This window comes from Pedobacter sp. KBS0701, from assembly GCF_005938645.2.
Classification (GTDB): domain Bacteria; phylum Bacteroidota; class Bacteroidia; order Sphingobacteriales; family Sphingobacteriaceae; genus Pedobacter.
This window is the reverse complement of the sequence record NZ_CP042171.1, coordinates 5,589,627-5,611,167: the sequence shown is the minus strand read 5'-3', so window position 1 is coordinate 5,611,167 and position 21,541 is coordinate 5,589,627. Positions and strand designations below refer to the sequence as shown.

Below are 21,541 nucleotides of genomic sequence, written 5' to 3'. Positions count from 1 at the left end.
CACATCTCTCTGAATTAATGATCTTGAAACTCAATTAATCCATAAATTTCCTCTAGGAAAGGCTCGACATTATCAGTTGTCAAAAGAAAGTCTATCTGATCTTCATCAAATTGGTAAACACCAAAATTTTTCAAGTAGTTACGGCTCATAGATATATAGCCAGAGGAATAATCCTTAGTTGTATTTTTAATATATTTGAAGAACACGTCAGATTCCATTAATCTTTTGATAATTCTCAATTTATCCAAATCGTCCGAAACAATTGCAATTCCGTTATAGAAGAGTAAATCCATGTCTTCGCAAATCACGAATGTCGGTCGCTCACAGATATGAGGGAAAAAGAGTTTATAGGCGTGTATATCCATGGACTGACGACGACCATATGCATACCAAGTTTCATATTCTCGCGTTCCTTTATCTCGATTTGATAAAACCTCTTTCTTTGTTTGCAAATAGGCATATGCGTTCGGAAACGTTGTTCTCATTACATTTTCAGGAATGATCTTCGTCTGATTATCATAAGGAAAAATTATTTGTTCCCTTAATCGGTCTATGTCTGCTTCGGATTTAAGTTTATTTGCATTGACGATTTTTTTGCATATATCGACTTCTATAGAATAGACAATATTTTCATCCATTAAGTAATAAAATCGATCATCTTCGTCTAATGGGCGAAATTTATAAACGTCATTCTTTAAGGTAGCTATTCCATTTTTTGTATTATACAAGTCCTTAAACGGTTTACCAATTCTTTCTATCTGATTTATATAATTGACCATTGGAAGGTCGTTAACTAAGTTCCAGCCATCATGATGATTTAAGTCTTTATAGTCAAATTCAATTAAATTAGTGAGATCAAGTTGATCTAATTGCGAACTTTTAAGTCTAATAAAATTAATTTTTCTATTATCATGTCTCAAAAAACAAATACAGGTGTATGTATTACGGTCTTGAAAAATTTGTTCCCCACCAAAGCTGATCAAACTCAACTCAATATTATTAACATCAAAATACTCGCGAATGGCTCTGCCATTAACACTTTTGATGAATGTATTAACAGTTATAAAACCAAGAATGCCCTTTTTATTAATATTTTCAAGACCAATTTGGAAAAAAGGAATATATAAATCAGGATGACCAGTTTTAGATACCTCCCAATTCTTAAGTAGCTCAATTGTTTCCTTATCCATGTTTCGAGAACATACATAGGGCGGATTCCCAACAATTATATCAAATCCCTCGTTCTCTTTTATTTCTGGGCAAGCGTCATACCATTTAAATGATAGAGAGTTATTTGTAAACAGATTAAATTGGAATTCTGTTTCATCTTGGCCATTTAATACAGCATACAATGACAGTAATATTTTAGTCCGCTTAATACTATATCCAGCGATATCAATTCCATAAAGGTTTTCACTGTAGATATTATAAAATGATCGTCCAGTCTTGTTTGCAATTTCTTGCGCTAGGGTTAATAAAAATCCACCACAACCACAGGATATATCAGCAATTTTTACGTTAGCAAATTCTCCATTAAAATTTGATAAGCTATTATCAACGATATAGCGCCTAATAGTCTCAGGAGTAAAAACTGCTCCATTTACAACCTTATCAGATGGCGATACCACAAACTCAAATAGCTCTATTAATGCCTCAAAGTCAAGAATTATATTTTCAACTTGCATCAAATCTAAAAAATTTAATAACAGTTGATAATTATCCTTTTGTTTTTTCCTTATAATGTGGGAGATAATAAAATTGTTCTTCTTAACCTTTAATTTATTGGATGAAACATAAGCAGAAACTATTAAATTATCTACCAGTTCTGGAGCAGATATATTTTGTTGTTTTAGAAAAGAATAAATTTTACTAGTCATGTAATTGAATTCCTGCTTTCAAAAGCTAAAACAGGCAGAGTAAATAAGTAGTTAACTATAGTATTCAATCAATTCAATGTCATATTGAACATAAGTTTGCGAATATGATTTTAATCGATTGTCGATTTCCAGATAGATTGGATCGTCTACTTCAAATTTTACTTTGATAAGGGTCAGCTTTTTAATAATTAACCTAAGTCTATTTAGGTTCCATAACAATTGTAAACCTCTTTCTCTTTCATCAAACTTGAATGCTACGTTGTGCATCCATTTCCCCAGTGTCGTCCTCCACATAATAGCTCCATCAGCAGTTCTAAAAAGGTGATCATCGTACTCTTCAGAACAAGGATCAATAAACCCTTCAGTCCCGTTATGATAAATTATTTCACTTTGAGACGGCCACTTATGTTTTTTGTGATTATTGCAAAATTTACAGGAATAAACTAAATTGTCGTATTGTGTCAGGCTAATGTTGCCTAACGGTTCAAAAAAAGATTTGGGTACAAAATGATCTACTTCATAATATGTGTGTCGATATCCATCGTAAGATCCGCAGTAGGCGCAATAAGAGTTAAAATCAAGTTTTAAATCTGCTTTGTGCTTCGTCCAATGGCTCACTGCCTTTGTGATATTTCTTCTTTTAGGAGTTGTCTGCCGAACCGGAGTCATCATTATTATTAATTAGTGAATTCAAAAAATCTTCAGCTTCTTTAGTTGTATCCCTTAGATTGTCAAGCTTCAAGTCATTTACTAAAAAACCAGGAGTTTGTTTTGACCTATTATCAAGATTATTTAAATCTAGTTGGCAAGAAAATAGTTCTTCCTTTTCTTTGGAGTTAAGCCCCTCACTCTCTCTCTTTTCGATTAATTCTAGAACTTTTGTTTTTCTCTCCAAAATATAACTTTGATAATTCAGAATATTCTTTTCTATCATCTGAATTAGGTATTGCTTGTCAGAATTAATGATATCCTTTTCATATATGATATTGGGGGTATCGACAGCTGGGAATGCATCAGTTTTATTATTTGTAAAGATAATCATCGGAAAACGTGGCATAATATGTTCAAAGTCTCGAACAATTTCGTCTCCGTTAAAGGTAACATGTCCTTTATCTCTCATCAAAAAATCTACCATCAAAAAATCCACCTTGGAATCATAAATTTGATCCAATAGTTCTTTTTTATCAATACCCTTTGGCATATCATATCCAATCAAGCTAAAGTTATCCCTCAGCTTTCTTTCGAATTTAATAACCTCTTGAGGATTTTCATCTACATAGCCTATTTTATACATAATTTAATTGTTTCTAGTTGGGAAATCCAATTTAATACAAAAACCATTATCAGATTCTAAAATATCAATTTCTCCACTATTATCTTGCATAACCATCTTAACAAGATACATTCCCAATCCAGTACCAATATCATTTCCCTTTGTATCCTTTTTTGAAGTTGTAAAAGGCAGAAAAATATCATTCTTATTAGTAAATACATCTGGCAAGCCAGTACCATTATCTTGATATATAATAACAATTCTGCCATCCAATAATTTATGACTAATCATTATTTTTCTTTGGATGATAACATCAATATTATTAAAGGAATCTATTGAGTTTGTGATTAGATTCCCAAAGATCGTATCCATATCTATTTCAAAGGCTCTAAATTGATAGTTCGAAGTTCCTTCATCATAAATCTCTAAGGATATTCCTCGATCATTAAGTGGCACTTCCCAATTCTTTTTAAGTCCATTAAAATAGTCTTTGAAGTTAAAAGAGGACCGCTTTCTTTTGTCTTTCTTAATTGCTGTTAATGAATAATCTACCCAATGCTTGGTTTTTTCTCCTCCACTTTTTAATAACTCAATAATATTTAACCCATCTAAATAAAGTTGTTCAGCCTTACGTTCAGGATGAACTATTCTTGTGTATATAGTTTCTAAGTCGTGAATCTCTTCGACATTATTTCTTATTTCTCTTAACTCATGAGCAAAAGATGAAACTATAAGACCTAAACTCGCTAGACTACGAACTTGGGCAAGTTCAGCATCCTTATCATCGTCAATCTGGAAATTCGTTAACTTTTCTTCTAAAATTCGCTGAAACTGCTCCTTTTCATCTCCAAGACCACCCTCGTTTTCATGCGGCTCTTTATCTTCATCCTCATCCTTGTTTCTTTCTTCCTCTGCCTTTCGCTTAGCATATAATTCATCAGCTATTTTCTCCGCAGCTTCTTGAATTTCTTTCTGGCGTTGCTTTTTTTTCTCAGCATCAAAGTATAAATAGTATGGGTTTAGAATTTTAGAACGGTCGTACTCAAAATAATGTATTGTACTTTCTACAATTTTTTTCAGCAGGTCAAAAGATGTGTTTTCCACTAGTGATCCGCGGTCGGATTTGTCAACTATTTTAGGGTTGGCCACTCTCGAAATATTGATAATACCAGCAATTTGATTTGGGCCAACTCGCCAATCGCCGATACGCTGTCCGGGTCCGGCTGGACTTCTTTGAGCCCGCTCTCCAAGTTTCAACCAGTCATTACCAGAATCACCATAAGGCCTTACTCTAAAGGAATCCCTATAAATCTTAATCCCACCAAACCGTGATATCACTTTTTGCCTTTCCTGATAGCTGATACCAAGAAAGGGATAATCTTCTTTGGATGAAACGGTATTTTTTAGGAAATAAAAACTGAAAGTAAAATCTCCAACATCTTTTAGTAATGAAGTATTACTTTCGGTTTTTGGCCATTTCATTAATTCATTAATATCTTTTGAGTCATCAAACTCCTTTTGTTCAAGAGTTTTCAAATCATAAGGTTTCTCGGTATTTTCATACAAAAAGCTAAACTTGCCTTTAATAAGTTTAAGATCAAGTTCGTTCCTTGTAATATGAAGTTTCACTTTTAAATCTTGAGAATTATAGGATGCCGAGACTTTATAGTCATAATCATTAAAAAAGGCAGTGTCAACCTCTCCATAGGCTTTGGGTTCTTGAAGATGTCCTTGAAACACCTTAAAGGGAATAGCAAGTTCTTTTGGCGGAATTAATGCCTCTAGGTTTTTAAAAGAGTTATCTAAATGAGAATCTTCCCAATCATCCCGAAGTTTAGAAATTTTAATTACTGTTCCATGCGAAAATGAATTCGATGGAAGACTTTTAATAAATTCAATGTCAGCGAAATTTTCTTGTAAAAACCGTAGGATATTTATTTTGCTAGGTTCTAAATCTGCCTTAATATCTGCCAGTGAGGAACCAGGGGTTTCAAATTGTTGCCAATCCATTTTCCAATAGAATCCATCAACAGTTTTTTTAGGTATTGTCCACATTTCCGATAATGAACCAAGTCTATCTAACGCAAAGCGTCCAATACCTTTTGCCCCTGTTTTAATTCTGCCATCAACTGAAACAAATTCAAATTCCTTATTCCCGGTGCCTATTGTCATCCAGTTTTTTGTAATGATTGAATCGTCCATACCGTCACCATTATCAATAATGAATATTGAATTCTGTGACCAAAGAATCTGTCTGATTTTCTTGTAGTATTTTTTTAATGCTGGTTCAGTCAAGTGAAAAGTTCCTTCATCGAATGTCAGCTCCTCAAATAACTCAGGACTGTATTTTTTTAGAGTATTTATATCCGCCTCTCTAAGGGGATTCGTAAACTCAAGAAATGATATATCATATATAACCAAGCACACTTTCGCATCCGCGTCATAGGAATTTTTGACAAGTTCAACTATTGCTCCTTCTGCATTAGTGAAATTTTCTTGCCCAATTAACCTAGCAGTTCTTGCTGAAACCGAAAAAGGAATTTTTGCCATAATTTACAAAGAGCCATAAATGTAGATAAAATTTGAGAGATAAATTTTATCTACCTGTTTAACATATCAATTACTAGTAATACTAGTTCTCTATTGTATCAGATTAAACCCTCTCTACAACAATAATATAATGATTCAAGTCTACCAATATATAATTATGGAAACATAAACTGAATGTCATCCTATATGTCGGAAAGGATTTGGATGCAAAAAGTAATATTCTATATTCGTGTTAGCACTGCTGAGCAGGCTATAAAAGTGCACTCTCAAAGAAGCCAACATGACCAATTGAATAAGCATTGTTTAGTCACACCAACAGTTTGGAAATTGTTCTTGACGGCCATTCTGCCAAAACCTTTGATCGACCAGCATGGGTTGCGATGATGCATCGATCGAAGATCACAAACGACAAACTCAATCTCATCCTACTTAACAAATGGGATCTGTTTAGCCGCAACATTGTCGATGCGTAATACATGATTCGAGGCTAATTAAGCTGGGCAACTCCTCCAAGCTATTGGATCAGGATTTGGATTTGTCAATACCTGACAATAAAATCTTACTCGCAGTCTAGTTTATCTATCTACTTCTGAAGCTGAAAACGACAGACGATCTTTGAATGTTAAGCAAAAGGTTTATAAAGCTAAAAAAGGAAGGTCACCGGACAGCGCACAGACTTTAAAGATCATTCATATGTAGCGGAAGGCTTTGCTCATACGTTTTTAGATATTCAAGAGTGTCCAGAATAATTTTATAGAACGCCAGTGAAAAAACGCAGAGCTAGAAGGAAGAATAAGACTGAAAACCACGAACCTTCCCTCACTAGCGCAGAAGAGCAACTAATCGAGTTGATTGCCCAGATCATAGTGAATATAACCTTTAGACAGGTTGAGGAACAAAATAAAAAAGATTTATCAAAGTAAATTTAAAGTAATGAACGGGGCTCGAAACCCGACTATTCCGTAAGTAGTTGATTTTAAGAAAATTACAAAATGATCATTTGAATAGAAATTGAAACGCACGTGATTTTTTAAAAAAACAACCATCTAAATATCAAGCATTTAGATGGTTGTTTTTGTGTTAGAGCGGAATGGACGGGACTCGAACCCGCGACCTCCTGCGTGACAGGCAGGCATTCTAACCAGCTGAACTACCACTCCTTTTGTTTACTTTTTAAAAGCTTAAACCTCTTTCCCCTTTCGAGGTTGCAAATATAGAGACAAAATTCTTATTTGCAAACTTTATTTTAAAATAATCGTAATTAACTAACCTACAGCACCTTCTTGCATCTTCTCTGCATTTTCCGCAAACTGAAGTGCATCAATAATTTCCTGGATATCGCCATCCATAATGCTCGGCAGGTTATACATCGTTAAGCCAATGCGGTGTTCGGTAACACGGCCCTGAGGATAATTATAAGTTCTGATCTTAGCCGAACGATCTCCTGTTGATACCATTGTTTTACGTTTAGCAGCAATATCACCATTCTTTTTCTGCAATTCGATATCGTAAAGCTTACTACGCAACATCTCCATCGCAATTACACGGTTACCCAGCTGAGAACGTTCCTGCTGGCAAACCACCACAATACCCGAAGGTTTATGCGTTAACTGCACTTTAGTTTCTACCTTGTTTACGTTCTGTCCACCGGCACCGCCCGAACGCGAAGTCTGCAGCTCTATATCGGCAGGGTTAATATACAGATCAATTTCTTCTGCTTCTGGTAAAACTGCTACAGACGCAGCTGAGGTATGCACACGACCCTGTGTTTCGGTATCTGGCACACGTTGCACGCGGTGTACACCACTTTCGTACTTTAACTGACCATAAACATCATCACCACTCACTTTCAGAATCACCTCTTTATAACCTCCCGCAGTACCTTCGGTTACATCAACAGTTTCAACCTTCCAGCCTTTAGTTTCGAAATAACGGGTATACATGCGGTATAAATCGCCTGCAAATAAAGCAGCTTCATCTCCACCGGTACCGCCACGGATCTCAAAAACCGCATTTTTGGCATCTTCAGGATCTTTAGGAATCAACATCAAGCGGATATTGCTTTCCATTTCTTCCTGTTGTTTTAACAAAAGATCGAGCTCTTCTTTTGCCATCTCGCGCATTTCAGCATCTTTTTCAGTAGCTAAGATCTCTTTGTTCGCATCGATGTTACTCATCACATTTTTGTAGATTTTATATTCATCTACAATTTTGCCCAAATCTTTATATTCTTTATTTAAAGCCGCAAAACGTTTCATATCCTGAATGACATCCGGATTGCTCAACGATTCTTCTACATCTTCCCAACGCAGCTTTATAGCTTCTAATTTATCTAACATATTTATTCTAGTTGAAATTTCCTGAAGGTTGGAATAGGCTCAAAAATTCAGGAAATGCAAAAATAAGGAAAAAAGCTGAATTAGTTTGTTTGGTGAGAATGGTTAATCGGTTAACTGTAGAGGTATTAAGCAAAGGAATGGTTTTATTAAAAATTAGAAAATGAAGGGATTTGTGCCAGTGGCGGGCAATAGTCCCGCTATCACTCCAAGTCCTCGCTACGCTGTGGGCTTTTCGTTTTATCGGGTTTAGGAACAGTAGACCGTGCATTTAGACGCCATGCAACCCCAAATAGCACCACTTACCCGCTTAACTAAACGGGATTGAAGCGGCAGCTCCCGATTTTCCTTCAAAACCGGGACTATAACGAAAAGCCCGGCGAACATTAAGAAATGCTTCAGGTTTTGCTTTCCTAAAAAATGGACATCAATATAGTTGGAAAAATAGTTTTATGCTGAGAAAAGCATTAATTAGAGATTTTGGAAATGGGCAGTTCCTCACTTATGGCAGCCAGCAGCCCCGCTATCACTCCAAGTCCTCACTACGCTGTGGGCTTTTCGTTTTACCGGGTTTAGAAACAGTAGACCGTGCATCCAGGCGACGTGCAACCCCAAAATAGTACCACTGACCCGCTTAACTAAACGGGATTGAAGTGGCAGCTCCCGATTTTCCTTCAAAATCGGGACTATAACGAAAAGCCCGGCGAACATTAAGAAATGCTTCTGGTTTAGCTTTCCTAAAAAATGGACATCTAATATAATTAGAACAATTGATTTACTTTTGGAAAAGCATTATTTAGAGGTTTTGGAAATAGGCAGTTCCTCAATTATGGCAGCCAGCAGCCCCGCTATCACTCCAAGTCTTCGCTACGCTCCGGGCTTTTCGTTTTATCGGGTTTAGGAACTGTAGATTAAACATCCAGGCGACATGCAACCCAAATAGCTAAACGGCTCAAAAATTAAGCATCTGGGTTATAATATTCCAGTTTTAACTCCTGCCCATCAAATACCCCATAAGAATTATAGTTGAGCCATTCGCCGATATTTACATACCTGCTACCATTACCCAAATCAATGTCGAGCGGCAGGTGCCTGTGTCCGAAAATAAAGTAATCGAAATATGCCTTCTGCAGATGTTCTTTGGCATAAATGGCCAGCCATTCTTTATCCTCACCTAAAAAAACTTCTTTTTCGGTTTGTGCGGCCCTACTCCCCTGGCTCCAGCCATTGGCGATACCAATACCCAAATTTGGATGCAAACGTGCAAACAGCCATTGACAAACTTTGCTTCTAAAAATTTTTCTTAAAAATTTGTATTTATTATCTCCCGGTCCTAAGCCATCGCCATGGTGCAGGTAAAATTTCTTACCTCCCCTTTCGATGATCAGTTCATCACTGATAATTTCCATCCCGATTTCCCGGGTAAAATAATCGCGAACCCACATATCGTGGTTGCCTTTAAAAAAGTAGATTTTTATTCCGGCATCGGCCATGGCTGCCAGTTTTCCCTGTAAACGGATAAATCCTTTCGGAATCACTTTAGCATACTCGAACCAGAAATCGAAAATATCGCCCATTAAAAACAATTCACCACAATTTGGTTCTATAAAATCTAACCAACCTACAATACGCGCTTCACGGGCACGGCTTTCGGCATAATTAGGCGTACCTAAATGAAAATCGGAAGCGAAATAAATATTTTTTGCCATGGGTTTTCAAAGGTAACTCAAAAAGCTTAAAGACTAAAGAAGAAAGACCAAAGGCTAAAGCATAAACACTAAAACTAAAATCGCTTAATAAACAGGTGTAATCAACCCGAAGGCAAAAAAGACATATATTAGTAAATAAATCTGTTTCACTATGAAAAAACAAATTCTATTATCCTTATTTGCGCTAAGCTTTTTTGCCTGTAACCAGGGCAAAAAACCAGCAGAAAAAATAACATTGATGAAATATCCAGAAACGAAAAAAGACGACACCAAAGACAATTATTTCGGCACCACGATCGCCGATCCTTACCGTTGGTTAGAAAACGACACCTCTGCCGAAACCAAGGCCTGGGTGATTGCCGAAAATAAGGTCACCCAAAACTATCTGGAGCAGATTCCTTACCGTGCAGACGTTAAAAAGCGTTTAACTGAAATCTGGAACTATCCTAAAGAATCAGCTCCATTTAAGGTTGGCGAATATTATTTCTTTACCAAAAACGATGGACTGCAAAACCAAAGCATCTGGTTTATTAAAAAGGGATTAGAAGGTAAGGAAGAGGTTTTTCTCGATCCAAATACACTCACAAAAGACGGAACAGCAGCCGTTTCGCTTTTGGGATTCTCTCACGACAAAAAATACCTAGCCTATTCGGTTGCGCAAGCAGGATCAGACTGGAGCAATATTTACGTAATAGAAATAGCCAGCAAAACCAAATTAGCAGATGAGCTGAAATGGACAAAATTCTCTGGTGCAGCCTGGAAAGGTAATGGTTTTTACTACAGTAAATTTGACGAACCTGCCAAAGGAACCGATCTTTCTGCAGCCAATAAATACCAAAAAGTGTATTTCCATAAATTGGGCGATCAGCAACAAAACGATCAATTAATTTTTGAAGATAAAACCAATCCAAATCTATATTTTGGTGCCAATGTTACCGAAGATGAACGCTTTCTGGTGGTTTATGCCAGTGCCGGTACTTCAGGCAATGCATTGTATTATCAAGATTTAAACGGCCCAGATAGCAAAATAGCGCCACTAATTAAAGGTTATGAGCATAATCACAACGTTGTTGACAACATAGGCGATAAATTATTGGTGAACACTGATTTAGGAGCAGAAAACAAACAGGTGGTTTTGGTTGATCCAAAAAATGCAGATCCTAAAAACTGGCTGAAAATTATCCCTGAATCGAAATTAGCTTTAGAGGGTATTGGAACCGGCGGAGGGTTTCTTTGGGCTACTTATTTAAAAGATGCCAGCACCAATATTATTCAGTTTGATTTAACCGGAAAGAAAATTGGCGAAGTAAAACTACCGGCAATTGGAACCGTTGGAGGTTTTGGCGGTTACAAAGAAGATAAAGAATTTTTTTATACCTTTTCTAATTTCACCACTCCAGGCACCATCTACCGTTATGATGTGGGCAAGGCTGAATCAATTTTATATAAAAAGTCGGAATTGAAATTCAATACCGACGATTATGAAACCAAACAGGTATTTTATCCATCAAAAGACGGCACAAAAGTACCCATGTTTATCGTACACAAAAAAGGCATCAAACTGGATGGCAATAACCCGGTTTATCTCTATGCTTACGGCGGCTTCCAGATTAGTTTAACGCCTGGGTTCAGTCTATCGCGAATGTTATTTTTAGAACGGGGAGGAATTTACGTTCAACCAAGCTTACGTGGAGGAAGCGAGTATGGCGAGGCCTGGCATAAAGGCGGCATGTTAGCCAAAAAGCAAAATGTATTCGACGATTTTATTGCCGCAGCTGAGTACCTGGTGAAAGAAAAATATACCAATCCAGCTAAAATTGCCATTTCGGGTGGCTCAAATGGCGGACTTTTGGTTGGTGCCTGCATGACCCAAAGACCTGATCTTTTCAAGGTAGCTTTACCCGCGGTTGGCGTGCTGGATATGCTACGCTATCATAAATTTACCGTTGGATGGGGATGGGCTGTTGAATACGGAACCAGCGATAAAAAGGAGGATTTTGATTACCTGATCAAATATTCACCGCTCCATAATGTAAAAAGTGGCGTTAATTATCCTGCAACCCTAATTACTACTGCGGATCATGATGACCGCGTGGTACCTGCGCACTCTTTCAAATTCGCAGCAACCTTACAGGAAAAATATAAAGGCGAAAATCCGGTTTTAATCAGGATTGAAACCAAAGCCGGTCATGGGGCGGGCAAACCCACCACAAAACTAATTGAAGAAGCGGCTGATGTGTGGAGTTTTGTATTTCAGAATTTGGGAATGAGCTGGTAATCTAATTCTGCCATAGAAGTAAAAAACCATGGAAATTCCCCCATGCAGTCTTTTGCTTCTGTGGCAATATATTATCGAGATAGAATTTTTGGGAAGCCGGTGATGAACTCTGTTCCCAAGCAGCCCCTCTTAATTACAATTTCTATTCTATCTTCTGCCTGCACCCCTTTAAACTTTAAGTACACATAAAAGAAACCCGAAACTTTCATTTTACCTAGGTTATAAAACACAACATAATAGTTTGTAGATCTGCCCACCGTTTTCATCAACTTCTTTATCACCTGTGTTTCTACATAACGCTTATCCTTTATTGACAAACGATTTATAAATAACAACAATATGTCGGAAAACCAGAATTTAGACACAAATATTAAAACAAGAATCTGAAAAATATAGCCCCAAATAACAGAAACCAAAGTTCCATCCTTCACAAATCCCCGTCCATAAAATAGATAGAACACTAAAAACGGAATGGTTAAAACATAACTCAAAATAGTGATCTCCCGACTAAATTTGGTTTCTTTTACTGTAATGTGCAGATCAACGACTAATAGGGATAACAAAGGGATGATTAAGAACCATTTCCAATGGCTATTTCCTGAATAAAGGCCCCAGATGCAGAAAGGAATAAAGGCAGCTGGCAATTGCCAGCTCCGTCCACAAAACAGAAACAGCAATACCCAAATTGCAACCAGAGGCAGAGCAATAAAAAAATAATCAAGCATCGTTAATTAGAATATCAGGGAAGTTATTACTTTTTTGGAATTTTAGCTACAACTCGTAATTTTATTGCCATTCTTTAACAGCTTTTGAAGTTAAATTTTCTATTCCCCACTAAACCCATAGACCAATTATAATTTGCTTTAAATCATTAAAAACCTTTAACTTTTGTTTTCGATTAGCTCAAAGCATATAAAATACTGAATATAATAGGATTGCAAAATTATCTAGAATATTTCTAAATAGCAGAATTGATAAGACTTTATTTTGTAACTTTGCGTCAAATTTTTCTTTAATGATCACTACTGATATAGCCGTAATAGGCGCTGGTCCGGTTGGTTTATTTGCCATTTTTGAAGCCGGTTTATTAAAAATGCGTTGTCATTTAATTGATTACCTTCCTCAGGTTGGTGGTCAGCTGTCTGAAATTTACCCTAAGAAACCGATATACGATATCCCTGGTTATCCTTCTGTACTGGCTCAGGAACTTATCGATAATTTAATGGAGCAGGCCAAACCTTTCCATCCTACCTTTACTTTAGGTGAGCGTATTGAAGGTTTAGAAAAACGCGGTGAAGCCGATTTCGTTTTAACCACCAATATGGGTACCGTTATCGAAGCTAAAGTTGTCGTTATTGCCGGCGGTTTAGGCTGTTTCGAGCCACGTAAACCAGCTGTAGAAAATCTGGAAAATTTTGAAAACGGTAAAGGTGTAAACTACATGATCCTTGATCCGGAGAAATACCGCGACCAGAAAATGGTGATTGCAGGTGGTGGTGATTCGGCATTAGACTGGACCATTTACCTGGCAGAAGTTTGCTCTGAACTCACTTTGGTTCACAGAAGCGAAAGTTTCCGTGGTGCACCAGATTCGGTAGCTAAAGTAATGGCATTGGCAGAAAGCGGAAAAATCAATCTGGTTTTAAACAGCAATCTTCAGGCCGTACACGGAACTGACAAATTAGAGCAAGTTGAAATTGTGCAGAACCGTACCATGGAAAAAACAGTGGTAGAGGCTGATCACTTAATTCCTTTGTTTGGCTTGAGTCCTAAATTAGGCCCGATCGAAGACTGGAACTTAAATATCAATAAAAGTGCAATCGAGGTTAACGTTGATGATTATTCGACAAACATTCCTGGAATTTACGCTATTGGCGATATCAACACTTACACCAATAAACTAAAATTGATTCTTTGTGGTTTCCACGAGGCGGCATTAATGAGTCACAGTGCGTATTCATACATGAATCCGGGTGTTAAATACACCATGAAATATACAACTGTAAACGGAGTTTCAGAATTTTAAGCTTTCTCCTATATTTGCTATTCAAATAACAAGAGAACTAAAAATGGAAAATAACATCAATATATATATGCAAGAGCCGGATGGCTCAGTTACTGAACACGTTGCCCCAACTGACATGGGTTTAAGCCTGATGGAGTTTTTAAAGGCATCAGAGTACGATATTCTTGCTACTTGTGGCGGAATGGCTTTATGTGCTACTTGCTGTGTTGATGTTTTAGAAGGCGAAGAAAAACTTAACGAAATGACAGACGATGAGTATGCCATGTTAGATACTTTGCCTGATCTTTTACCAAATTCGCGTTTAGCCTGCCAACTGCAGTTAAACAACAATATGGACGGATTAAAAGTAAAATTACATGGCGTAAGCTAGGTTGTAAAACATATTGTATGAAAAGGCGATGCGTAAAGTGTCGCCTTTTTTCATTTAATAGACCGTGAATTGCAAACGGACAACCGAAAACTACAAACTAATTTGGGAGTTACCCAAGCTGCGCAAGGGTCCGGGCTTTCCAGGGCTACGCTGCGCTCCGGTACCGATGAAAAATCGGTACTGAACCCTTACAATCCCTAACGCGAACTTTGCTTTTCAGACCTCGCAGGTTTGTGAAACCTGCGAGGTCTGAAAAGCCCGGAGCGAGTGAGGACTTGCAGCGGTAGCAGGGCCACAATCCGCCACGAAAACAGAACCCAACATTTCAAAAACCCACTTAAAGGGATTTAAAATCCTTAGTTCCAATGCCGGGATTATAAATCCCGACTAACACATTATCTAACTAACAATTTATCTATTGAATGTTTACTTTCTGCTTCTCTACATTCCAGCCATATACTTCTACCGCCAAATTACTTTGCTTACCGGTATATTCTACAGTCACCGTTTTACTTTCGCCAGGCAAAATACTCACATAATTATCATCATAAAAGCTTGGCAATATCCGCTCGTTGTTATTGCTGTTAATTAAAGCAACACGGTTAAAAAACGCAACAGGATTTCCAGCTGCGTTACTTAAGGTTACGGCCACTTTTCCGTTTTTCTGATCAACGGCTTCAACTTTTAAAGGTATCTGTTTAATGTTTTTCAGCCCCGAATATTCGCCGTCTTTTCCAGCCAGCCAATAAAGATTTTCACTTAAAATATTCTGCTTCTGATCTAAAATTCTTAACGAAACAAATACACCCTCATTTTTATCCAGTTTGGTTAAAAACTCATTCATAGGAAAAAGTCTCCTCACCGAAGATGGACCAACCGAATTGAATGCCTGAGAATAGAAATAATCTTTCCCGTCCATATCGTAAGCTTTAGCCTGTACCATCAGGTTGTTTTTGGTGGTAAATCCGTTGTTTACAATGGTAACCATACTATCCAAAGGATTCATCATCACGTGCAATGGTTCACTACCTTTCCTCAAGCCATATAAACAAGCGTTGGGATCAAGGTAATAATCGTACATCTGTCCGCGCATGGCTGTCCAGGGGTTTTGGGTTTTCCAGATGATGGAACCGGTGTACCAATCCCACATTTTGTTCGAGAATCCTTCCATCAAAGCCCTGTATTGATCGTAATTAGCCAGTTGAGCCTTCATCGCAAAATCTTCGGCACTTTTTGGCTTGCCGTAAGGATTAAGGTATTGCTCGTAAGAAATGTATTTATGATAATCCCATATCGAATCGGGCTTGGCTTTGTATTGTGGCGCAACCAGGTTTTCTTTCGGGATAAAACGCAGTAAGGAAACATAATCGCCTACCCCTACCGATCCAACTTCCGAATTGTAAGGAAAAGTTCTGGTACCCCAAAAAGTTTTAATATCCTGTATCCCGTACGGACCATCACCATTACCACCGATTGAGTTGAAAGACATTTCGTCGCTATTAGAAAAATCAAAAAGCTTTCTCGTTCCATCCAGGCGCGGCAGAATATCGTTTTTTAAGGGTTCTAAAATATCCTCAGGTGGGGTAATTTCATTTCCACCGCACCAAAAAGCCAGCGAAGCGTGGTTTCTGATCATTTTGATCTGATCTTCAATAGCAGTTAAAGTGAGGTTGTGGTCATCCGGATAATTTCTGCGTGTCCACTGGTCTTCCTTTTTCATTGGGTCTACCCAACGACCGTTACAATCGCCACTGAACCAGAAATCCTGAAACACCAATAAACCATATTTATCGCAGGCATTGTAAAATTCAGGCCTTTCCAGTATTGCCCCACCCCAGATCCTGATCAGGTTGAGGTTCATATCTTTGTGGTAGCGGATTTCTGCATCATAGCGGGCATCACTAAAGCGTAACATCGCATCAGAAATGATCCAGTTACCTCCTTTAATAAAAATTTTTTGTCCGTTTACAAAAGCGCCCATACTTTTAGTATGCTCATTCCAGACGTTATCAATCTGACGCACACCAACTTTAAGCTGCTCCTGATCTAATACCTGATTGGCAGCTACAAATTCAATTTTGAGGTCATACAGGTTTTGTGCCCCATAACCGCTTGGCCACCATAATTTAGGGTTTTCAAGTTGTAAATCAGGAAGTTTAACGGTGGTGGTTTTATTGGCTGTAATAGTGGCTGATTGTTTAATCAACTTTCCGGCAATCTGATATTGCAAAGTACCCGAAACCGCCTGGCCTGTAGGGTTTTCTACTTCTACTGAAACTTTAACGGTAGCGGGATTCTGTCTGCCTTCTTGTAAACGTTTGCCCGGCACCAAAGTAATTACCTGTGGATTCTGGATATTGATGCTTTTGGTTTTCTCGATAGTTACCTTATCCCAGATTCCAGTGTTACGGTCGCGGGTAGGTTGTATCCAGTCCCAACCGGCCGTATATTGGGTGGTTAAACCTTTGGCAATGGTTCCATCGCCACCCTGGCCACCGTTAGGATTACCTGGAAAATCTGGCGGATAAACAATTACAGCCAATCTGTTTTTTCCATTAGCCGATAACAGTTTGGTGATGTTATATTGCGCCCTAAGATGCATCCCTACCTGGGTTTTTGAATTAACTTTTTTCCCGTTTAAATAAATTTCGGCTTTATAATTTATTCCCCTAAACTGTAGCCAAACCTGTTCGTTACCTGTAGCACGTTCTTCAAAATCTTTTACAAACCAATAGGTATAGTAATCGTTGCCGGTTTTGTACACATCAGGAATCTTTTCGTTATTCATCCCATAAAATGGATCGGGAACTTTTTTATTGTTCAGCAAAGTGGTTAAAACCGTTCCTGGAACTGTTGCAGGCATCCAGCTATTAAGCGAAAAACCGGATTTAGAAATTTCTGAACCATTAGCTTGTGCATCCATAATATTTGTACAAACCCAGCCCGAGTTTAGCTCGTATCGCTGCTGTGCATTTACAATGAAGGCCGAACAGCACAAAAGAAGTAGAAATATTTTCTTCATTTATTTGAGATATTTTAGTTAATACTTGTTGTGGTTAATTTTTAATGACGATGTATTATAAATATAGAATTGTCAATCCTGAGCCTATTGAAGGACCTTCCACAATACCCGTATGGGACGTCTTGACGAGCTCAACGTGACAAATTCTTGATAAATCAGGTTTAAAATATAACCTCACACTTTATCTGGAATTATTTTCCGGATATCGGCCTGTCTTCAGGTTTTACACCCCAGGTTGCCGATGGTGTATTGCCCATATAAATCTCCATCTTTCCACCAGCTACAATGGCTTTATGAAGAATATACGATTTACTGTAGGGCTTCCCGTTCAGTACAATTTTCTGAATGTATTTGTTCGCTGCGCTATTACCAATCACCTTGATGCTGAACTTTTTATTCCCTGCCAGTGAAATGGTAGCACCATTAATTAATGGGGTACCGAAAACATAGGCACCATTTGCAGGATTTACCGGATAAAAACCCATGGCCGTAAAAATATACCAGGCACTCATTTGCCCTACATCTTCGTTGCCGCACAAACCATCAGGCTTAGATGAATAAAAATCTTTGTCGATTTTACGGATCAGATCGGCTGTTTTCCAGGGCTGACCTGCATAAGTATATAAATAAGTGATATGGTGGTTAGGCTCATTTCCCTGTGCATAATTACCAATCAATCCACTAATATCCGGCGAACCGTTGGTTCCCAAGTCTAAGGGTAAGGTAAATAGCGAGTCGAGTTTATTGATAAAAGCTTTATCCCCTCCAAAAAGACCGATCAATCCTTCTACATCTTGTGGCACCAGCCAGGTATATTGCCAGGCATTCCCTTCTACATAGTCATCTTCACGGTGTTTGGATGAAAAAGGATCGAACGGGCTTCTCCAGTTGCCATTGGCAAGTTTACCACGCATAAACTGAACGCTCGGATCGAAATATAAACTATATAGTTTCGACCTTTTGCTAAAATAAGTGTAGTCGGCTGTTTTATTCAGTGCCTTCGCCATTTGTGCAATGCAATAATCGTCAATAGCATACTCCAAAGCCTTACCCACTGATTCGTTTACTTTATCTGCAGGAATGTATTTAAGCTCCTGAATGTATTCAATGCCATCTGTTTTCTGCATAGCCGATTGTTTTATCGCTTCGTAGGCCAGATTTACGTCGAAGCCACGGTATCCTTTTAAATAGGCATCTACAATAACCGGAACAGCATGATAACCCACCATGGTATTGGTTTCGTTACCCATTAAATGCCAAACCGGTAATTTACCCTGTTGTTTATAGATGGCCAACATGCTATTCACTACATCACTTACCTTATCTGGATGAAGAATGGTGAACAATGGATTTGCCGCTCGATAAGTATCCCAAAGTGAAAAAGTAGTTACATTATTGAAGCTGGCCTTGGTGTATATCTTTTTATCGGCTCCCAAATAATCCTTATTTACATCGTTAAATAAAGATGGCGCAATCATGGTATGGTATAAAGCCGTATAAAAAACCTTTTTAGTAACTGTAGACGCTTCAATTTTAACCTTCGACAGTTCTTTCTCCCATTTTGCCTCAGCATTTTTAACGGTCGATACAAAATCCCAGCCCGGTAATTCTGTTTTGAGATTTAAAATGGCATTTTCGATACTTATCGGAGATAAGGCCACTTTAATCTGCAGTTTATCATTATTAATGGCATTAAAACTAACCGCCGCTTTAAGTTTTTTACCAGATAATGTTGCGCCGTTTTTAACCACGGTGCTATCATAAAGTGCAATGTTTTTAACTGGTTGCGAAAGTTTAATTACAAAATATAAACGCTGATCGTTGGCCCAGCCTTTCGAATTACGATGCCCTACCAGGGTTGTAGCATCCAGTTGCTTAAATGAGGCAGATACAGGTGCATCCCAACCAATGCCCTCAATTAAATCGATGATGATATGAGGATTTTCAGCACCTTTTTTAAAAGTATACTGATGAAAACCAACCCTTTCGGTAGCTGTTAGCTCAGCTTTAATTTGGTATTTATCAAGTAATACACTATAATAACCAGCTTTTGCAACTTCATTTTGATGGGAAAATTGAGAAAGATAACCACCCTGATCATCGGCTGTTTTACCTTTTTCCAGGAGCAATTTTCCGGTTGCAGGCATAATAGAAATATCGCCCAAATCGCCGATACCTGTACCGCTTAAATGGGTATGTGCAAAACCGGTGATGGTATTGCTGCTATAATTGTAACCACTGCACCAGTCCCAGCCCTCAAAAATATTATTTGGCCCAAGTTGTACTGCTCCAAACGGAACATTGGCACCTACAAAAACATGTCCATGTTTTGCTGATCCGATAAGTGGATCAATATACCGGGTAAGTTTGGGTTTCTGCTGCGCAGTTGCATTAAGAGAGAATAGAAAGGCTGTTAAGAATAGAATGGAAGAGATTTTCTTGAACTGCATGTGATAGATTTAAAAATCTAAAAGTAAAACGTTTTATGTTTATTTTCTTATAAAAGGTGTGAAGAATATATAAAATTTCGTCATTAGTATGCCGTTAGGCTTTGTTTACCATATAAGAACATTTGAGCTTGCTCACCCTTAGATGCCTTATATGGTTGAAAACAATAGCAAATAAAATCTTTCACTATGTTACCATAGACGGAGACAGAATACATTAGCACGTCCGTCATTCTCGCGCAGGCGGGAATCTTAAAGCATATTGCATTAAGATTCCCAATCAAGTTGGGAATGACGATTCCTCGCAGCCTATCAATTACCCAATCTCCAAAACAATTACCTGATCGGGTTCTGAAGCATTTAAGGTTGTAGTAATGGTTAATTTCGATGTTTTAAAAGTATAGTTTACCGCACTATTATCTTTTAACAAATACGCTTTTTTAATTTTCTTCAGCGGAACGTTTTCCAAGTTAAGTGTACTGGTTTTCCCATCTACAATGTGAATATAAACCTTCCTATCGCTTTGCGTAATACTTCCCCAGGCCTGTGGCTTAATAAATCCTGCTTTTGTCCCGTAAATACTTTCGCCGTAAATTTTAAGCCAATTGCCCAAACCCGCCAAACGATCCTGAAACTCCGGTTGAATTTTACCACTCGGCATCGGACCGATGTTCAGTAAAAGATTGGAACCCAAACTTGCTGCTTTAACCAACATATTAACCAATTCTTTATTCGATTTGTAATAGGTATCGCTCAAATTATATCCCCAGGAATTTGAAATGGTTTCGCAGGTTTCTAGCGGCAATTTATCTGATGCCTTTTGAAAACTTAGCCCCGATTTATTCTCTCCGGGAAGATCGCGTTCGAACATCTGAAAATCTTCTCCGGCAAAAGGGCTAAGATGGTGGTTGTTACCAATCATACACTGTGGCTGAATTTTGTGAATTAAACCATAAATCTCGTTGTATTTCCAATCAATCCGCGAGGTCCTGTCTTTTGATCCTTCTGGTTCGGTTTGATCCCAATGCCCATCAAACCAGATCCCTCCTATTTCGCCATAATTGGTCAACAGCTCGGTCAATTGATTTTTCATAAACTGCAAATAACTGGCATAATCACCTTTGCCGGTTCTGCCTGAATTCTGCCCGGTACGGCCAGTTTCATGTGGATAATCTTCCCTGCGCCAATCCAGCAATGAGTAATATAAGTATAACTGTATGCCCTGCTTATGGCATTCATCAGCCATCATTTTTACAATATCTTTTTTATAGGGCGTATTCATGATGTTGAAATCAGAATATTTAGTATCCCACATGCTGAAGCCATCATGGTGCCTGGTAATTAGTGTGATGTACTTCATTCCGGCATTCTTTGCCATGCTCACCCATTTTTCGGCATTAAACTCAACCGGATTAAAAAAATCTTTAAGATTGGTATAATTATGAACATTCAGCTTTCGTTCGTTCATTACCCATTCGCCGCTTCCCGGTATACTAAAAGGTCCCCAGTGGATAAATAAACCAAACCGGGCATCACTAAACCATGCTCTTTGTTTTAAATTAGAAGCCGTAGGTGTATAATCCTGTGCCTTTAACTGTAAGGCAGTTAATAGCACAAGGCATATTAGGGTTAGTTTCTTCATAAGAATAGCGG

General features: G+C 38.0%; 13 protein-coding genes and 1 tRNA gene. 3 read left to right on the top strand and 11 right to left on the bottom strand.

From position 1 onward, the window contains the following. Nucleotides 1-14: 14 nt before the first annotated feature. The 7 genes from FFJ24_RS22765 to FFJ24_RS22735 form a co-directional block, all read right to left on the bottom strand. Entirely contained in the window at nucleotides 15-1,877 is a 1,863-nt protein-coding gene (locus tag FFJ24_RS22765) for a class I SAM-dependent DNA methyltransferase (protein WP_138819415.1), read from the bottom strand. Between the two features lie 51 nt (nucleotides 1,878-1,928). After that, complete coding sequence (locus FFJ24_RS22760; RefSeq protein ID WP_138819414.1) at nucleotides 1,929-2,549, bottom strand: HNH endonuclease; 621 nt, start codon at nucleotides 2,547-2,549, stop codon at nucleotides 1,929-1,931. Further along, nucleotides 2,518-3,171 (bottom strand): hypothetical protein, encoded by a 654-nt coding sequence (locus FFJ24_RS22755; RefSeq protein WP_138819413.1) that lies wholly within the window; start codon nucleotides 3,169-3,171, stop codon nucleotides 2,518-2,520. Before FFJ24_RS22755 ends, FFJ24_RS22760 begins: the two co-directional genes overlap by 32 nt. Nucleotides 3,172-3,174: 3 nt before the next feature. Further along, complete coding sequence (locus tag FFJ24_RS22750; protein WP_138819412.1) at nucleotides 3,175-5,700, bottom strand: ATP-binding protein; 2,526 nt, start codon at nucleotides 5,698-5,700, stop codon at nucleotides 3,175-3,177. 1,086 nt (nucleotides 5,701-6,786) lie between these two features. Further along, nucleotides 6,787-6,860, bottom strand: a tRNA-Asp gene (locus FFJ24_RS22745). Nucleotides 6,861-6,965: 105 nt separating this feature from the next. Then, a complete protein-coding gene (gene prfA, locus FFJ24_RS22740) occupies nucleotides 6,966-8,039 on the bottom strand; it encodes a peptide chain release factor 1 (RefSeq protein ID WP_057933254.1) in 1,074 nt (357 codons plus the stop codon). A gap of 956 nt (nucleotides 8,040-8,995) precedes the next feature. Beyond that, entirely contained in the window at nucleotides 8,996-9,745 is a 750-nt protein-coding gene (locus FFJ24_RS22735) for a UDP-2,3-diacylglucosamine diphosphatase (protein WP_138819411.1), read from the bottom strand. 151 nt (nucleotides 9,746-9,896) lie between these two features. Between FFJ24_RS22735 and FFJ24_RS22730 the strand changes: the two genes are divergently transcribed. Continuing rightward, nucleotides 9,897-12,023, top strand: a complete 2,127-nt coding sequence (locus FFJ24_RS22730; protein WP_138819410.1) for a prolyl oligopeptidase family protein — start codon at nucleotides 9,897-9,899, stop codon at nucleotides 12,021-12,023. 71 nt (nucleotides 12,024-12,094) lie between these two features. Here the strand turns inward: FFJ24_RS22730 and FFJ24_RS22725 are convergent, their stop codons facing one another. Continuing rightward, nucleotides 12,095-12,748, bottom strand: coding sequence for a hypothetical protein (locus tag FFJ24_RS22725; protein ID WP_138819409.1), 654 nt, complete (start codon nucleotides 12,746-12,748; stop codon nucleotides 12,095-12,097). Between the two features lie 290 nt (nucleotides 12,749-13,038). Here FFJ24_RS22725 and FFJ24_RS22720 point away from each other — a divergent pair, with 290 nt between their 5' ends. After that, a complete protein-coding gene (locus FFJ24_RS22720) occupies nucleotides 13,039-14,049 on the top strand; it encodes an NAD(P)/FAD-dependent oxidoreductase (protein ID WP_138819408.1) in 1,011 nt (336 codons plus the stop codon). 43 nt (nucleotides 14,050-14,092) lie between these two features. Beyond that, nucleotides 14,093-14,419, top strand: coding sequence for a 2Fe-2S iron-sulfur cluster-binding protein (locus FFJ24_RS22715; protein WP_025141835.1), 327 nt, complete (start codon nucleotides 14,093-14,095; stop codon nucleotides 14,417-14,419). 415 nt (nucleotides 14,420-14,834) lie between these two features. Here FFJ24_RS22715 and FFJ24_RS22710 read toward each other — a convergent pair whose 3' ends face one another. The 3 genes from FFJ24_RS22710 to FFJ24_RS22700 all read right to left on the bottom strand — a co-directional run bounded on the left by FFJ24_RS22710 (nucleotide 14,835) and on the right by FFJ24_RS22700 (nucleotide 21,530). After that, nucleotides 14,835-17,441 carry a glycoside hydrolase family 2 TIM barrel-domain containing protein gene (locus FFJ24_RS22710; RefSeq protein WP_138819407.1) on the bottom strand — a complete coding sequence of 869 codons (2,607 nt, stop codon included), beginning with the start codon at nucleotides 17,439-17,441 and terminating at the stop codon, nucleotides 14,835-14,837. Between the two features lie 191 nt (nucleotides 17,442-17,632). Next, entirely contained in the window at nucleotides 17,633-19,891 is a 2,259-nt protein-coding gene (locus tag FFJ24_RS22705; protein WP_138819406.1) for a GH92 family glycosyl hydrolase, read from the bottom strand. Between the two features lie 313 nt (nucleotides 19,892-20,204). Continuing rightward, complete coding sequence (locus tag FFJ24_RS22700; RefSeq protein WP_138819405.1) at nucleotides 20,205-21,530, bottom strand: alpha-L-fucosidase; 1,326 nt, start codon at nucleotides 21,528-21,530, stop codon at nucleotides 20,205-20,207. Between the last annotated feature and the right edge of the window lie 11 nt (nucleotides 21,531-21,541).

Bases quoted from the DNA above. Each gene is read 5' to 3' on its own strand.
- FFJ24_RS22765 (WP_138819415.1), bottom strand. From the start codon at position 1,877: ATGACTAGTAAAATTTATTCTTTTCTAAAACAACAAAATATATCTGCT.
- FFJ24_RS22760 (WP_138819414.1), bottom strand. From the start codon at position 2,549: ATGATGACTCCGGTTCGGCAGACAACTCCTAAAAGAAGAAATATCACA.
- FFJ24_RS22755 (WP_138819413.1), bottom strand. From the start codon at position 3,171: ATGTATAAAATAGGCTATGTAGATGAAAATCCTCAAGAGGTTATTAAA.
- FFJ24_RS22750 (WP_138819412.1), bottom strand. From the start codon at position 5,700: ATGGCAAAAATTCCTTTTTCGGTTTCAGCAAGAACTGCTAGGTTAATT.
- prfA (WP_057933254.1), bottom strand. From the start codon at position 8,039: ATGTTAGATAAATTAGAAGCTATAAAGCTGCGTTGGGAAGATGTAGAA.
- FFJ24_RS22735 (WP_138819411.1), bottom strand. From the start codon at position 9,745: ATGGCAAAAAATATTTATTTCGCTTCCGATTTTCATTTAGGTACGCCT.
- FFJ24_RS22730 (WP_138819410.1), top strand. From the start codon at position 9,897: ATGAAAAAACAAATTCTATTATCCTTATTTGCGCTAAGCTTTTTTGCC.
- FFJ24_RS22725 (WP_138819409.1), bottom strand. From the start codon at position 12,748: ATGCTTGATTATTTTTTTATTGCTCTGCCTCTGGTTGCAATTTGGGTA.
- FFJ24_RS22720 (WP_138819408.1), top strand. From the start codon at position 13,039: ATGATCACTACTGATATAGCCGTAATAGGCGCTGGTCCGGTTGGTTTA.
- FFJ24_RS22715 (WP_025141835.1), top strand. From the start codon at position 14,093: ATGGAAAATAACATCAATATATATATGCAAGAGCCGGATGGCTCAGTT.
- FFJ24_RS22710 (WP_138819407.1), bottom strand. From the start codon at position 17,441: ATGAAGAAAATATTTCTACTTCTTTTGTGCTGTTCGGCCTTCATTGTA.
- FFJ24_RS22705 (WP_138819406.1), bottom strand. From the start codon at position 19,891: ATGCAGTTCAAGAAAATCTCTTCCATTCTATTCTTAACAGCCTTTCTA.
- FFJ24_RS22700 (WP_138819405.1), bottom strand. From the start codon at position 21,530: ATGAAGAAACTAACCCTAATATGCCTTGTGCTATTAACTGCCTTACAG.